Source organism: Staphylococcus casei, assembly GCF_030294405.1.
Lineage (GTDB): Bacteria > Bacillota > Bacilli > Staphylococcales > Staphylococcaceae > Staphylococcus > Staphylococcus succinus.
Map to the genome: position 1 here is coordinate 476,073 of NZ_CP125718.1, position 15,458 is coordinate 491,530.

A 15,458-nucleotide genomic window follows, 5' to 3' on the forward strand; every position below is an offset into this window, starting at 1 on the left:
TATATAATATTTAAATTTTAAACATATTTGTTCGTATTAAGGGTAATGATGAGTTGGAAAATAATTTTAATTCAAATAAATAAAAATATTTTTAAAGTTTTAGTTATTTGAAGTCTGGAGGATATATGGTTATTTCGAAAAGATTAGCGACAATCATTCTAGTCATACTTAGTATCATTTTACTATTGGCTTTATGTATTGACTTACCTGTTTCACAATGCTTTATGAATCAGAATTCTGTATTTGGAACAATATTTCAAGATTTAGGGTTATTTCCGCCTACATTAATATTAATTATTTCAATGATTATTTTAAATTTTTATACATTTTCAAGATTACATAGCAAGTTAGCTAAATATATCATTCTAATGATGACATTTATTTATACGTTAATAAAAACAAATTCACTTCTGTCAGAAACAGTGCAATATGTCGCGTCAAGTTTAGATAATATTAATAAGCATAAACCGATAGGTGTGGCTAGTAATGAAGGTGATGCAGGAAGTGCATTATCTATAGGTTCAGGGTACTTAATTACATTTATTATTTTGCTTATTATCATAATAGTTGTCTATCAATTTTGGTTAAAACGTATAGATCAAAATGAAATAGAAAGGTTGTTTAAAGTAGCACTAGTTAGTTTTTTTGTATTACTTGTTGGATTAGAAACTATTGATAGTTTAAAAGAATTATGGGGACGTGCAAGACCATATGAAATTGGCAATCATGGAGCGCATTTTACAAATTGGTTAACAGTAAATGGTAATACTGGACATAGTTCTTTTCCTTCAGGACATACGACTGATGCGGCATATTTTATGTTTATTGCCTTTTATTTTAAAAAGTTAAAATCCCAAAAAATGGTATTTAATATTGGATTGGCGTATACAATTATTATGTGTCTCAGTCGTTTACGTATTGGTGCACATTTTTTAGGGGACGTTACGATGTCATTTATGTTAATTTTTATGTTAATGATTGCAGCAGATTATATGATTAATAAGTTGAATACGTACAAAATGTAATACTTGAAATTAATATATTCAAAATAAGTTTAAGCTAGAGGATATTGAAGTACTATATATCTTCTGGCTTTTTTACATGGTTTAGCGTACTGATAAATTAGAAAGTGAAAAAATATGATAAATTCTCGAAAAAGAATATGAATATTTTTTATAAATTTATTTGTAATTAAAAATGATTAGTGTTAAGTTTAAAACAGAATTTAATATCAATTGCTAGGGGTGCTTTTCAATAGCTGAAAGAGACGTTAGTCTCAACCCTTTGAACCTGATCTGGTTAATACCAGCGTAGGGAAGCATAACAAAGCAGTTTCAAAATGTAATTTGATGCTGTTTGTTGTTTAACTTCACTATATATGCGATTTCTGACCAGGTCTCCTAGCAATAATACATGCTAAGGAGTTTTTTTATGGAACAAGATAAAATTGAATTAAAGAAACAATTTCCATCTAGTCAACGATTATGGATTAGCGGTGAAGAACGAGATATTCAAGTGCCTTTTAGATCAATAGAACTATCACCGACTGTCACAGAGCAAGGCACAACGCCTAATGAATCAGTAGTTGTTTATGATACTGCTGGACCTTATCATGATCATGATTATGAAGTGAATGTTCAAAAAGGTATACCACAATTAAGAGGCAAGTGGATTGAAGAACGTGACGATACGAAATTTTATGAAGGACGCAAAGTCGTTTCATTGGATAATGGTTTTAAAAAAGATAACCATAAAAAATTCGTAGAAACACCTTTTAAATATAAACCACGTAAAGCAAAACCTGGAAAAAATGTGACACAAATGCATTATGCCAGACAAGGTATCATTACAAAAGAAATGAAATTTATTGCAACAAGAGAAGATGTATCAGCTGAGTATGTACGTTCTGAAATTGCACGTGGACGTGCGATTATTCCTAATAATATCAATCATCCAGAATCAGAGCCAATGATTATCGGGAAAAACTTTCAAGTGAAAATTAATGCTAATATCGGGAATTCAGCAGTGAGTTCTTCGATAGAAGCAGAAATAGAAAAATTAGTATGGTCAATTCACTGGGGTGCTGACACAATTATGGATCTCTCAACTGGTAAAAATATTCACGCAACACGTGAGTTTTTATTGCGTAATTCTCCAGTTCCAGTTGGGACAGTTCCAATCTATCAAGCATTAGAAAAAGTAGATGGTAACGCACAAGATCTTACTTGGGAAATTTATAGAGATACGTTAATTGAACAAGCTGAACAAGGTGTAGACTATTTTACGATTCATGCAGGCGTATTATTAAGATATGTACCAACTACAGTGAGTCGTTTAACCGGTATTGTTTCACGAGGTGGTTCAATTATGGCGCAATGGTGTTTAGCGCATCATGAAGAAAGTTTCTTATATACGCATTTTAGCGAAATTTGTGAAATTTTAAGAGAATATAATATTGCAGTGTCTTTAGGCGATGGTTTACGACCTGGATCAATTTATGATGCAAATGACGAAAGCCAAATCTTGGAATTAAAAACATTAGGAGAACTTACAGCTATTGCATGGAAGTATGATGTTCAAGTGATGGTTGAAGGCCCTGGTCATGTGCCAATGCATAAAATCAAAGAAAATCAGGAGCTTGAGGATTTTTATTGTCAAGAAGCACCATTTTATACTTTAGGACCGCTTACAACAGATATTGCCCCAGCTTATGATCATATTACTTCTGCGATAGGAGCCGCACAAATTGCGAGTTATGGCACTGCGATGTTGTGTTATGTTACACCTAAAGAACATCTAGGGTTGCCTAACAAAGATGATGTAAGAGAAGGGGTAGTCACATACAAGATAGCGGCACATGCAGCTGATTTAGCAAAAGGTATGAAAGGTGCCCAAAAAAGAGACGATGAGATTAGTAGGGCACGTTTTGAATTTAGATGGTATGACCAATTCAACCTTTCTTTAGATCCGGATAAAGCGAGATCATTTCACGATGAGACGTTACCGGCAGAATCTGCAAAAGTTGCGCATTTTTGTAGTATGTGTGGGCCGAAATTCTGTTCAATGCGTATCTCTCATGACTTACGAAAAAACCCTGAATTGAAGGCAGAAGGATTGAAACAAAAATCAGAAGAATTTGTGTCTGAAGGTAGTAAAATATACCATTAAATATAGAGTCACAGCATATAATGTTTAATTTCAGACTGCCAACAAGGTTTCGACTTTGTGGCAGTTTTTTTGTATGCTTTCTTCAATCATTATCTGAAATTTTGAGTTAATCTGTGTCACTATCTTTAAATACAATATTTGTGCAATAAAAGTCACCTTAAATGAGCGATTTAATCGTTGTTACTTAAGTCGAGTTGATAGAAAGCTAAGTCTAACCATTTATCAAATTTATAGCCTACATTATGAATTGTGCCTGAATGGGTGAATTTAAACTTTTTATGTAGGTAGATACTATAATCATTCGTTGCATCAATACCAGCTACTAATGTTTTATATCCATTATCACGTGCAGTTTGAATAATTTCAGCAAGTAATAGAGAAGCAATACCTTTACCTCTATGGTGCTTATTTACATAAATAGAATGTTCAATAGAATATTGATAGGCTGGCCAATCACGAAAAGACCCATAAGTTGCAAATGCGATTGCTTCCCCTTGTTCTTCATATACGAGTACAGGTTCATGATTATTTGCCTTTTTTTCAAACCATTCTTCACGTGCTTCAATAGTTTGTGGATTGTAGGTATATACTGCAGTGGTATTTAAGATTGCATCATTATAGATATCTAATATATTTGGTAAATCTGTTTTAGTAGCATGACGTATCATAAGCAGCGCATCCTTTTTAGATTATTTTAGGTAATGTAATTACAATTATTTCTATTTATTTATATTTAACACTTATTTTGATTAAGGTGCAATTTATTGTAATAAAATTCACGAAAATATCACGATAAGGTATGATAAATATAAATATATATGATAAAGTATTGTGCTATACTTAAAATGATAAATGTAAGTGTAAAGGGAGGTATTAGAGCATGAAAAAATGGGGCAACCGACTCATTACAACTGTTGGCATATTACTCATATTAGCTGCTGTTTATATGTTTGCTAGACCGTACATTCAACACTATTTTGCTGCCAAAGATAACGAGGAAAAAATTGAAAAATACGAACATAAACAACGACATCATACATCCACCACTATACCTAAAGATAAAACAAAAATGGTTGGCTATATTTCGGTACCAGATGCTGATATAAAGACGCCGGTTTATCCTGGTCCTGCTACGCCGAATCAACTTGATAGAGGGGTTAGTTTTGCTGAAGGAAATGAGTCACTAAAGGACCAAAATATTGCGATTGCAGGACATACAGTTAAAGGATCTTCTGATTATCAATTTTCAAGTTTACCTAAAGCACATAAAGGCAGTAAAGTTTATTTCAATGTAGGAAATGAAAAACGCACTTATAAGATTACTAAAGTATTTGATGTACAACCAGATGATGTACAAGTACTAGATGAACAAGATACTCCTACTAAACAATTAACTTTAATAACATGTGACAACTACAATGAACAAACAGGTGAATGGGAAAAACGTAAAATATTTATAGCGAAAGCGATATAAATCAATGAAGACCGTAATAACATCATTGTTTGAGTAATTATTTACACAACGCATGTTCACGGTCTTTTACCTGTTTATTGATTCATAGCTTGTATAAAGCGCTTAGTAATTTCCTTAGGACGTGTAATTGCGCCACCTACTACTGTGCAATGAACACCGAGATCTGTGACTTGTTTTAACATTTCAGGTGTCATCACATTACCTTCAGCAATGACTTTGGCATTTACATGATTGAGCACATCTTTAAGAAATTGGAAGTCATTTTCGAATAAAATATGACCTTGTGTATATGGTGTATAACCTCGTAAAGTCGTTCCAATATAATCAAATCCGAGTTTATCAGCATATTGTGCTTCTTCCACTGTAGAAATATCAGCCATTAGCTCAATATTCGGTGCAGTTTCTCGTAAATAAGCAACAAGATCTTGAAGTGATTCTTTGGGACGCGTTTGCATTGTAGCATCTAGGGCAATAACTTCACACTGACTTGTAATAAGTTCATCAATTTCTTGACGTGTGGCAGTAATAAAGACATTAGATCCAGCATAATCTCGTTTAACAATACCAATAACAGGCAAATCTATTTCTTTTTTGATTGCGATAATATCTTCTTTCGAATTTGCTCTAATACCAACTGCGCCACCTTCATATGCTGCGAGGGCCATTTTTGACATGATAAATGATGAATGTAATGGCTCATCAGATAAGGCTTGGCAAGAAACAATTAATCCCTTTGGTAACATAATTACACACTCCATAACTTTAGTAATTTTAAAAAATAAATTTAATTATATTTGGCAGGTAATTTCAATATAACATCAAGAAAATATTAATCAATACATTTGTTTGTTATGAAAAACATTTTCATTTATACTTTGGATATACTTATTTTGAGAGGGTGGCTTAAATGAAATTTGAAAACCGAATACAGCGCTATCATCACGTATTTACCAAGACGGATAAGCAAATTGTAGATTATATTCAAAATAATGATTTTGATGATACATTTTCAACGATCAATTCTTTGGCTTATGCAATCGGAACATCGCCAGCTACGATTACGCGTTTTAGCAATAAATTGAATTACGAGAATTTTCAAGATTTGAAATTCAATTTACAACAAGAAATGACAGATAAAAAAATAGAAAATAGTCCACTTATACAACGTATCCATAAATATCATCAAGATATTATACAACAAACAGGCGAATTTATCGCAGATGATAAAATACAGAGTTTCGTGAACCAAATCATACGTAGTCGACAAATTATTTATGCGGGATTAGGTAGTTCTGGCTTATCGGCTACAGAATTTTATTATCGGATGATGCGTATGGGGTTAAAAGGAAATGTTTCAACAGATGCCCATCAAATGAAAATTTTTGCGTCTCTATTATCGGCATCTGACACGTTTGTAGCTATTTCGAATAGTGGTGAAACTACAGAGCTGATTGCAGCAGCAGAAATTGCACATGAACAAGGGGCATATGTCATTGCAATTACAAATTATGAGGGTAGTGCTTTAACACAATGTGCAGATTTAGTGTTAATAACAACAGATCAATCTAGAATTAATGATTCCAGATTTATTAATACTCAAATTGCTACACTTTTTTTAATTGATATCGTAAGTTATTTATTGTTAGACGATGAGTATATGCAAGCTGTTTATCAAAAAACGAAACATGTTATTTTGAATGAATAAAAAATTAACCTGTGAAATATTGATATTCCAATATCAATATTTCACAGGTTATATTAAAATCTAGACACTGCACCGAATAAAGCGGCATGATTTTCACTACGTACAGTTTGAATAGGTGCATGGCCAAATTGTAATGGTAAAAATTGATTGATTTTCGGTGTAATATATTTAAGTAATTGTTCACCTTGAGTCGATACGCCACCACCAATCAGAATTAACCCTGGATCATACAGGATTTGTATTTGAGCAAGACCTTCTGCAACATCGCTACCCCATTGGTTAAGTATAGCTAGAGCTGTAGGGTCATGATATTTTGCTGCTTCGAATAACTTAGGTACATCATCACCATATGCAAACGTATAGTCATGCATCAATGATTTAAGTGCTGAAGTGGAAGCACGTTGTTCAAATGTGGTACCATCTTCTATTTTATATAATAAATATCCTATTTCATTTGCCCTATTTCGTTCCCCATTATATAGCTGTAACGTATTATTATAAAACGCGCCACCAATACCAGTCCCTAAAGTAAGACAAAATATATTTTCCTGATCGTATTTATGGAAAACGAGTTCACCTAATAATGCAGCATTTACATCGTTAAACACATGCACTTGAGCACTTAAGGGTGATAGTAACGTATGAAAATTTGTACCTTTGAAGTTAGGAATAGTTGGCCCACTATAAACTACTATGCCATGAACCTCATCAATGACACCGGCGCTAGAAATACCAACTTTTAAAGGATTGATATTATATAGCTGTTGGTATGTTTCTACTAAGTCATATACGACATCAACGATAAAGTGATTGATATTGTTTGGCGTAGGCACTTTTTTATAATCTATGAAATGATGTGATTCATCTAAAACTGCAGCTTTAATCGCGGTGCCCCCGATATCTATTGCTATTTTGTAATTTTCCACTTAAATCAGCCTCCTTGATTCTTTGATTACTAATTACATACATAAAGGGAAATGTCTGTTGTTCTATGAAAAATATTTTCATAGATATGACATTAATTTGATTATTATTTTCAAAAATCTATTGCTACTCTTTATGATAGCGTTTACAATTTGAACTGTAAATGAAAAATATACGAAGTTATACGCCTAGTAGTATGGGCATGAGACTTAAAAAATGGAGGTTATTATATGGAAGATACATTAAAAGGTTTATACGCAGCATTATTAGTGCCATTTGATGAACGAGGTCAAGTTAAAGAAGAGGGGCTAAAACAAATTGCCCAAAATGCCATTGAAAATGAACATTTAGATGGATTATATGTAAACGGGAGCTCCGGAGAAAATTTTTTAATAAATAAAGAACAGAAGAAACAAATATTTAAACTAGCAAAGGAAGCCGTTAGTGAAGATGTGAAAATGATCGCTCAAATTGGTTCGCTAGACTTGAATGAAGCAATAGAATTAGGTAAATATGCTACAGAATTAGGTTATGACGCGATTTCTGCAGTTACACCATTTTATTATCCTTTTTCATTTGAAGAAATTAAAGATTATTATTTTGAGTTAATTGAAGCTACTCAAAATGACCTTATTATATATGCAATACCTGATTTAACTGGAGTAAATATTTCTATTGAACAATTTGGAGAACTCTTTAACCATGAAAAAGTGATTGGTGTGAAATACACAGCGCCTAATTTCTTTTTACTTGAACGTATTCGAAATGCTTTTCCAAATAAATTAATACTTTCTGGTTTTGATGAAATGTTAGTTCAAGCAGTGATATCTGGTGTGGATGGTGCAATTGGATCGACATATAATGTGAACGGAAAACGTGCAAGACAGATTTTTGACAAAGCTCAAAATGGTGATATTGCGGAAGCTTATCAAATTCAACATGATACTAATGACATTATTGAAAATATATTAGCTATGGGCATATACCCAACATTAAAAGAAATATTAAGTTCACGTGGGATTGATGGTGGTCAACCTAAACGTCCATTTAAACCTTTTGATGAAAGTAATCGAAGCCAATTAGAAGCTTTAATTAAAAAATATAACTTATAAGACATCGCATAAGGGGATGAAATGAATGCAACAAATAGGATTTGGTTTATGGAACTGGGTAGCTGTGATTGTATATCTCGTAATAATGCTATTAGTCGGTGTTTATTTTACAAAACGTGCAAGTCAAAATACTTATAGCTTCTTTACTGGTGGAGGACGGTTACCCTCTTGGGCGATAGGTTTTTCTATCTATGCGACGACACTAAGCGCCATTACATTTATGTCAACGCCGGAAAAAGCATTTTTAACAGATTGGTCATATATCGTTGGTAATATCGCAATTGTGGCGATTATTCCATTGTTAATATATTTTTATGTACCTTTTTTCAAAAAGTTAAAAGTAACTTCAGCATATGAGTATTTAGAAGCACGATTTGGACCGAGCGTGCGCGTAATTGGGTCAATGCTCTTTGTACTATTCCATTTAGGACGCGTTGCAATAGTAATTTATTTACCTACATTGGCAATCACCTCTGTATCTGACATGAATCCTTTTTTAGTTGCGAGTCTTGTCGGTATATTATGTATATTGTATACCTTCTTGGGTGGATTTGAAGGTGTCGTTTGGAGTGACTTTATTCAAGGTGTTATTTTATTATGTGGCGCTGCAGCCATTATTATCTTAGGTGTTATTCATATTCAAGGTGGTATGGGAACAGTTGTCAGTGATGCGATTGAGCACAAAAAAATAGTGAGTGTAGATAATTGGAAATTGAACTCTGCCGCTGCTGCAATACCAATTATTTTTTTAGGTAACATTTTTAATAATTTACATCAATATACCGCGAGTCAAGATGTAGTACAACGTTATCAAGCTTCAGACTCTTTGAAAGAAACGACTAAATCATTATGGATGAATGGTGCCTTAGCGTTAATATCTGCACCTTTATTTTACGGTATGGGCACAATGATGTATTCGTTTTATAATCATGAAAGCACATTGCCGAAAGGGTTTAATACGTCTTCTGTAGTACCTTACTTTATTCTTACAGAAATGCCACCATTTGTAGCTGGACTGTTAATTGCTGCAATTTTTGCAGCAGCACAATCAACGATTTCATCCAGTTTAAATTCAATTTCTGCATGTTTGTCAATTGATATAAAACATAGATTTTTTGGTAAAGGTAATGAGAAGCATGAAGTGAGCTTTGCGAGATGGATGATTATTATATCAGGCATTATTGGTTTTGGTATGTCTATTTACCTTATCGCCTCGGACTCTAATGATTTGTGGGATTTATTCTTACTTATTACCGGTCTAGTTGGGGTTCCACTTGCAGGTGTATTTGCGGTAGGCATATTTACAAAACGTACGAATACCTTTGGCGTAATTATGGGACTGATATTTGGCGTAGTATTTGCTTATATTTTTAACGGTATAGGTGGTGGAAATTCACCATTCTTTGTTTCGATTATTTCATTTGCAGTTGCTTTTATTTTTTCCTACTTGATTAGTTTAGTAGTACCAGGAAAGAAAAAGGACATCAAAGGATTAACTATTTTTGATAAAAATGAACAGTCGAATTACATTTCCAAAATACATGTAAGAGAAAAATAATAGTAATGCTGATTTATATTTAGTATGAAAAATGACTGTAAGCGTTTAGGCAAATTATTTTTCTTTTAGTCATAGTAAGTTTAATATAAAATTATTAAATTTGAATTAAAGAGAGGAAAATGAAAATTGTCTACATTAGTGATTGTTGTACATCCAGATATTACAAGTTCTACAGTCAATAAACAATGGAGAGATGCGTTATCAAAACATGAAGATATAGTAACAGTACATGAACTATATCCAGAATATCCTCATGGTAAAATTGATGTTGAGAAAGAACAAAAGTTATTAGAGGCACATGATCATATCGTGTTTCAATATCCTTTATATTGGTATAGTAGTCCTCCATTATTGAAACAATACTTAGATGAAGTATTTACTTATGGGTGGGCCTATGGCTCTGAAGGTAATGCTTTAAAAGGAAAAAGTATTGCGCTTGCTGTATCCATTGGTGCGTTACCGGAATCATATACATTGGAAGGTAATGTGAAGTATACGGTTGATGAATTATTGAGTCCAATGATTGCGACATCTAGATTTGTTAAAGCGAATTATGTAGGTTCTCATAAATTATATGGCGCACTCACTATTACATCAAATCAACTTACAAATAATACAGAAGCATATGTGGAATTTATAAAACAATTAGAACAATAATGCATATCGCTACGCATACCTTTGACGCTTCTTTAAGCGATCAAAGGTATTTTTTATGCTTTAATTTAATTGAAGCAGTAGATTTACTTTGAATAGCGCGAGATAGTAGATATAATAAAGACATTACAATAATTGGAAGATTTGAGGGGACAATATGATAAAAGCGATTGCGGTTGATATGGATGGTACGTTTTTAGATTCAAAGAAAAATTATGATCAAGATAGATTTGAAAGTATTTTTCAGAAACTCAAAGCTCAAGACATTAAATTTATAGCAGCAAGTGGGAACCAATATGCTAAATTAAAATCTATTTTTGGACAACGAGATATGTTATTTGTCGCTGAAAATGGCGCAGTGATATATGAAGGAAATACATTATATGATTACTGTGCGTTTGATAGAAAACAATATCAAAGTGTAATTGACTATTTAAATATTGAACGAGGCATCGATAATCTCATTGTATGTGGTTTGAATAGTGCTTACATCTTAAAAGATACCGCAGAGATGTTTAAAGAAGTTGCTCATTTTTATTATCATCAATTAGAAGAAATTGATTCCTTTCAACAATTGCCAGAAGATGAATACGTAAAAATTGCATTGAATATTGATAGACACACGCACCCAACGCTAGACCAAGATTTAAATGACTATTTTAGTGAAAATGTAAAACTGGTATCCAGTGGTCACGATAGTATCGATCTTATCATACCTGGGATGACGAAAGGGAATGCATTACAGAGGTTATTGACCAAGTGGGATATGACAGGGGATAACTTAATGGCTTTTGGTGATGCAAATAATGATTTAGATATGTTGCAACTAGCTAAACATAGCTATGTTATGAAAAACAGTGATGACAAATCACTATTTGATATTGCAAATCATATTGCACCTTCCAATGATGAGCAAGGTGTGTTAACAGTGATTGAAGAAAACGTGTTAACAGCAATACGCAAAGAATAGATACAGATCTTCAATCCAGTATGATTTCGATAAATGCTATTAAGCCATGCTAATGGGGTATAAACATATTACTTTAATAAGAAATCAACTTTAGCTTATACTGAGTAATATAAAATAAACCATCATGAAAGGTAGGGCATAAACAATGACACAAATGCAAGAACATATTATTGAGGCATTTAATTTTAGACATGCAACGAAACGTTTTGATGCAACGAAACAAATTAGTTCAGATGAATTTAATACAATTTTAGAAGCGGGGAGACTGTCTCCAAGCTCACTCGGATTAGAACCATGGAGATTTGTTGTTGTACAAAATAAAACACTTAGAGAAAAATTAAAAGCTATAAGTTGGGGCGCGCAGGGACAATTAGATACTGCAAGTCACTTTGTAGTAATTTTAGCGCGAAAAAATGTTACTTCTAAATCACCATTTGTGCAACATTTATTACGCGATATTAAACAATATAGTGAAGAAAGTATTCCAGCAACAGAAGAAAAATTCGATAATTTCCAAACCGGATTTCATATCAATGATAATGAACGGACATTATTAGATTGGGCTAGAAAACAAACATATATAGCACTTGGTAACATGATGACAAGTGCAGCATTATTAAATATAGATTCTTGTCCTATTGAAGGATTTGATTTAGATGCAGTGAACCAATTGTTAATAGATGAAGGAATTATGGACGGAGAACATTTTGCACCTTCTGTAATGGTCGCATTTGGTTATAGAGAAACTGAACCTAAAGCTAAAATACGTCAACCACAGTCAGATGTTGTGGAATGGTTTGAATAAAAGTGCTAAACTGCACGAGATACCTACACTCTAAACTTAAAAAGAGACCTATCAGAATTAAACAAACTGATAGGTCTCTTTTAGCTTTAATATGGCAGATTATGTTATTTTAACTACTAAATGGAAAGTATAAGTCTATATTTCAATACGCTTCAACTTTTGATATTTATAGTGTATGCCCATTTGTTTCAATAACTTTTTTATACCAATCAAAAGAATCCTTTTTGAATCGTTTTTTACTACCATTTCCATAATCGTCTTGGTCGACATAAATAAATCCATAGCGTTTACTCATCTCACTTGTTGACATAGAAATTAAATCTATAGGGCCCCACGCTAAGTAGCCGATTAAATCAACACCGTCTTCAATAGCCTTTTTAGCTTCAGAAATATGTTGTTGGAGATACTCAATTCTATAATCATCATGGATTTTTCCATCTTCAACAACGTCTTTAGCTCCTAAACCATTTTCAACAATGAATAAAGGTTTTTGATATCTATCCCATAGTTCATTTAATACAATTCTTAGACCAATAGGATCGATTTGCCATCCCCAATCTGAAGCGGTTAGGTAAGGGTTTTTAAGACTATTCATTAAATTACCTCCTGTTGTTTCCCCTTCAGGTGTCACTGAGGATAACAGTGACATATAATAACTAAATGAAATATAATCTACTGGATATTGTTTGATAATAGCTAAATCTGCGTCAGTAATTTCTAAATCAATATTATTGTCTGCTAAGAATTTATGATAATAGTTTGGATATTCACCTTTTGCTTGTACATCAGTGTAAAGTAAATTAGCTTGGTCTTCTTGCTGAGCCTTAAGCACATCTTCCGGATTACAAGTGTAAGGATAATGTTTCATACGTGCTAACATACATCCCATTTGCGCATGAGGAATAATTTGTTTTAAACTTTTAGTTGCTAAGGCAGAGGCTACGAATTGGTGATGTAATGCTTGGTACGAAGCAGTAATTGGGTTATCTTCTTTGTCTGAAATAATGCCACCCCCAGTGTAAGGTGAGATATTAATAATGTTAATCTCATTAAATGTTATCCAATACTTCACTTTGTCTTTGTAGCGATTAAACATCGTTTCAGTATAACGTACAAAATGATTAATAACTTCTCTATTGACCCAGCCGTTATATTTTTCAGTTAATCCAAAAGGTGTTTCATAATGACTTAAAGTTACCACAGGCTCTATATTATAAGATAATAAAGTGTCAAAGACATCGTCGTAAAATGCTAATCCCGCTTCATTAGGTTCAAGGTCATAGCCATTTGGGAAGATACGAGACCAGTGAATAGACATGCGAAATGCTTTAAAACCTAACTCTGCAAAAAGTTTGATATCTTCTTTATACGTATAATAAAAATCTATACCATCACGTTTAGGAAAACGACCATCATAATCATCAGACAATACTTTTTGTACATGCTCAGAAGTCATATCCATGTTGTGGTCACCTGTACGTTGTGACTTTGGTATAAATTCCACAAAATCTGCACTAGACATCCCCTTGCCATCTTTATTGTAGGCACCTTCTATTTGGTTAGCAGCAGTAGCACCACCCCATAAAAAATCTTCTTTAAATCCATTGTTAATAAACATAAAAGAATTCCTCCTTAATTTGTATTAATAAGATAAATCTTCACCATTAGAATGAATCACTTTTTGATACCAGTAGAATGAATCTTTGCGTGTGCGTTTTAAAGAGCCTTGGCCTTTATTATCACGGTCTACATAGATGTAGCCATAACGCTTTTTCATTTCACCACTGCCTGCTGATACAATATCTATGCATCCCCAAGATGTATAACCAAGAAGTGGGACACCGTCTTTTACAGCTTCAAGCATTTGTGCTAAATGTTCACTTAAGTATTTAATTCTATAGCTATCATGAATTGCGCCATCATCTTGAACTTCATCAATTTCCCCTAAGCCATTTTCTACGATGAAAAGTGGTTTTTGATATCGATCGTAGATTTGATTCATAGTTACTCTTAAACCTACAGGATCGATTTGCCATCCCCAGTTTGAAGATTCGAGGTAGGGGTTTTTAAGTGATGCAAACGCATTACCAGATGATTTATGTTTATTAATTGCATCATCACCACTTTCGAGACGACTAGAATAATAAGAGAAGGAAATATAATCTACAGGGTACTGTTTTAAAATTTCATCGTCTCCGACTTCTTTATTAATAGTAACGCCTAATTCCTCAAACATGCGCTTACTATAATTTGGATATGCACCACGTGCTTGCACATCTATAAAGATATATTGCTCTCTATTTTTTTGAACAGCTGCCATAATATCATTTGGATGGCAAGTATTTGGATAGACATCACCAGCAGCTAACATACATCCAATAGTATTATCTTTATCGACACGCTTAGCAATTTTTGTTGCTAAACTTGAAGCAATTAATTGATGATGTGCAGCTTGGTACTTGATTTGGTTTGCGTTGTCTTCATCTTTGATAATTAAACCACCCCCAATATAAGGAATGTGTAAAATCATATTAATTTCATTATGAGTAATCCAGTATTTTACACGATGACTATAGCGTTCGAATAAGACAGTGGCATAATTTAAAAAGAAGTCAATTGTTTTACGGTTATACCAACCACCATATGTTTTGGCTAAATAGTAGGGTGTGTCAAAATGATTGATGGTAACAATTGGTTCAATGTCATATTTTTCGAGCGTATCAAATATTTTATCGTAAAAAGCCAAACCACTTTCATTAGGCTCTGATTCGTCACCATTCGGAAAAATTCTAGGCCATGAAATTGAAAAACGTAATGCTTTGAATCCCATTTCTGCAAAAAGTTTAATATCTTCCTCATATTGATGATAAAAATCAATGGATTTATGACTAGGATAAAAGTCAAAATGATTAGACAATGCTTTAGCAGGATTAAATAAAGGTTCTTTTCGCTCATCGCCTGCCGGTAGTAAATCAACTAAACTTAATCCTTTTCCATCACTATCATACGCACCTTCTATTTGATTAGCGGCAATTGCGCCACCCCATAAAAAATCTTTGTGTAATACAGTCATTATTATGCCTCCTAA

The 15,458-nt window shown here is 33.0% G+C and carries 14 protein-coding genes and 1 riboswitch; of the genes, 9 read left to right on the top strand and 5 right to left on the bottom strand.

What is annotated here, in order from left to right; translation table 11 throughout:
• Window positions 1-125 precede the first annotated feature (125 nt).
• Window positions 126-1,025 carry a phosphatase PAP2 family protein gene (locus QMO72_RS02070; protein ID WP_103267552.1) on the top strand — a complete coding sequence of 300 codons (900 nt, stop codon included), beginning with the start codon at window positions 126-128 and terminating at the stop codon, window positions 1,023-1,025.
• A gap of 205 nt (window positions 1,026-1,230) precedes the next feature.
• Window positions 1,231-1,334, top strand: a riboswitch (TPP riboswitch).
• A gap of 97 nt (window positions 1,335-1,431) precedes the next feature.
• Window positions 1,432-3,168, top strand: a complete 1,737-nt coding sequence (thiC, locus tag QMO72_RS02075) for a phosphomethylpyrimidine synthase ThiC (RefSeq protein ID WP_103267551.1) — start codon at window positions 1,432-1,434, stop codon at window positions 3,166-3,168.
• 170 nt (window positions 3,169-3,338) lie between these two features.
• Here thiC and QMO72_RS02080 read toward each other — a convergent pair whose 3' ends face one another.
• Complete coding sequence (locus QMO72_RS02080) at window positions 3,339-3,836, bottom strand: GNAT family N-acetyltransferase (RefSeq protein WP_103267550.1); 498 nt, start codon at window positions 3,834-3,836, stop codon at window positions 3,339-3,341.
• A 212-nt stretch (window positions 3,837-4,048) separates the two neighbouring features.
• Here QMO72_RS02080 and srtA point away from each other — a divergent pair, with 212 nt between their 5' ends.
• Window positions 4,049-4,642 (top strand): class A sortase SrtA, encoded by a 594-nt coding sequence (gene srtA, locus QMO72_RS02085; protein ID WP_103267549.1) that lies wholly within the window; start codon window positions 4,049-4,051, stop codon window positions 4,640-4,642.
• 74 nt (window positions 4,643-4,716) lie between these two features.
• On the opposite strand, the gene QMO72_RS02090 is transcribed toward srtA, so the two are convergent.
• On the bottom strand, window positions 4,717-5,385 hold the full coding sequence (locus QMO72_RS02090; RefSeq protein WP_069823036.1) for an N-acetylmannosamine-6-phosphate 2-epimerase: 669 nt from the start codon (window positions 5,383-5,385) through the stop codon (window positions 4,717-4,719).
• A gap of 164 nt (window positions 5,386-5,549) precedes the next feature.
• On the opposite strand from QMO72_RS02090, the gene QMO72_RS02095 reads away from it, so the two are divergent.
• The gene (locus QMO72_RS02095) at window positions 5,550-6,347 is read left to right on the top strand and encodes a MurR/RpiR family transcriptional regulator (protein WP_103267548.1); all 798 of its coding nucleotides are present in this window, start codon (window positions 5,550-5,552) and stop codon (window positions 6,345-6,347) included.
• Between the two features lie 53 nt (window positions 6,348-6,400).
• Here the strand turns inward: QMO72_RS02095 and QMO72_RS02100 are convergent, their stop codons facing one another.
• Complete coding sequence (locus QMO72_RS02100; protein WP_103267547.1) at window positions 6,401-7,273, bottom strand: ROK family protein; 873 nt, start codon at window positions 7,271-7,273, stop codon at window positions 6,401-6,403.
• Window positions 7,274-7,501: 228 nt separating this feature from the next.
• Between QMO72_RS02100 and QMO72_RS02105 the strand changes: the two genes are divergently transcribed.
• The 5 genes from QMO72_RS02105 (at window position 7,502) to QMO72_RS02125 (ending at window position 12,370) form a co-directional block, all read left to right on the top strand.
• A complete protein-coding gene (locus tag QMO72_RS02105; protein WP_103267546.1) occupies window positions 7,502-8,383 on the top strand; it encodes an N-acetylneuraminate lyase in 882 nt (293 codons plus the stop codon).
• Between the two features lie 25 nt (window positions 8,384-8,408).
• The gene (locus tag QMO72_RS02110) at window positions 8,409-9,941 is read left to right on the top strand and encodes a sodium:solute symporter family protein (RefSeq protein ID WP_103267545.1); all 1,533 of its coding nucleotides are present in this window, start codon (window positions 8,409-8,411) and stop codon (window positions 9,939-9,941) included.
• Between the two features lie 126 nt (window positions 9,942-10,067).
• A complete protein-coding gene (locus tag QMO72_RS02115; protein WP_103267544.1) occupies window positions 10,068-10,598 on the top strand; it encodes an NAD(P)H-dependent oxidoreductase in 531 nt (176 codons plus the stop codon).
• 154 nt (window positions 10,599-10,752) lie between these two features.
• The gene (locus QMO72_RS02120) at window positions 10,753-11,565 is read left to right on the top strand and encodes a Cof-type HAD-IIB family hydrolase (RefSeq protein WP_103267543.1); all 813 of its coding nucleotides are present in this window, start codon (window positions 10,753-10,755) and stop codon (window positions 11,563-11,565) included.
• A gap of 145 nt (window positions 11,566-11,710) precedes the next feature.
• A complete protein-coding gene (locus QMO72_RS02125) occupies window positions 11,711-12,370 on the top strand; it encodes an NAD(P)H-dependent oxidoreductase (RefSeq protein WP_103267542.1) in 660 nt (219 codons plus the stop codon).
• Window positions 12,371-12,536: 166 nt separating this feature from the next.
• Here the strand turns inward: QMO72_RS02125 and QMO72_RS02130 are convergent, their stop codons facing one another.
• Window positions 12,537-13,988 (bottom strand): glycoside hydrolase family 1 protein, encoded by a 1,452-nt coding sequence (locus QMO72_RS02130; protein ID WP_103267541.1) that lies wholly within the window; start codon window positions 13,986-13,988, stop codon window positions 12,537-12,539.
• Between the two features lie 24 nt (window positions 13,989-14,012).
• Complete coding sequence (locus QMO72_RS02135) at window positions 14,013-15,443, bottom strand: 6-phospho-beta-glucosidase (protein ID WP_103267540.1); 1,431 nt, start codon at window positions 15,441-15,443, stop codon at window positions 14,013-14,015.
• Between the last annotated feature and the right edge of the window lie 15 nt (window positions 15,444-15,458).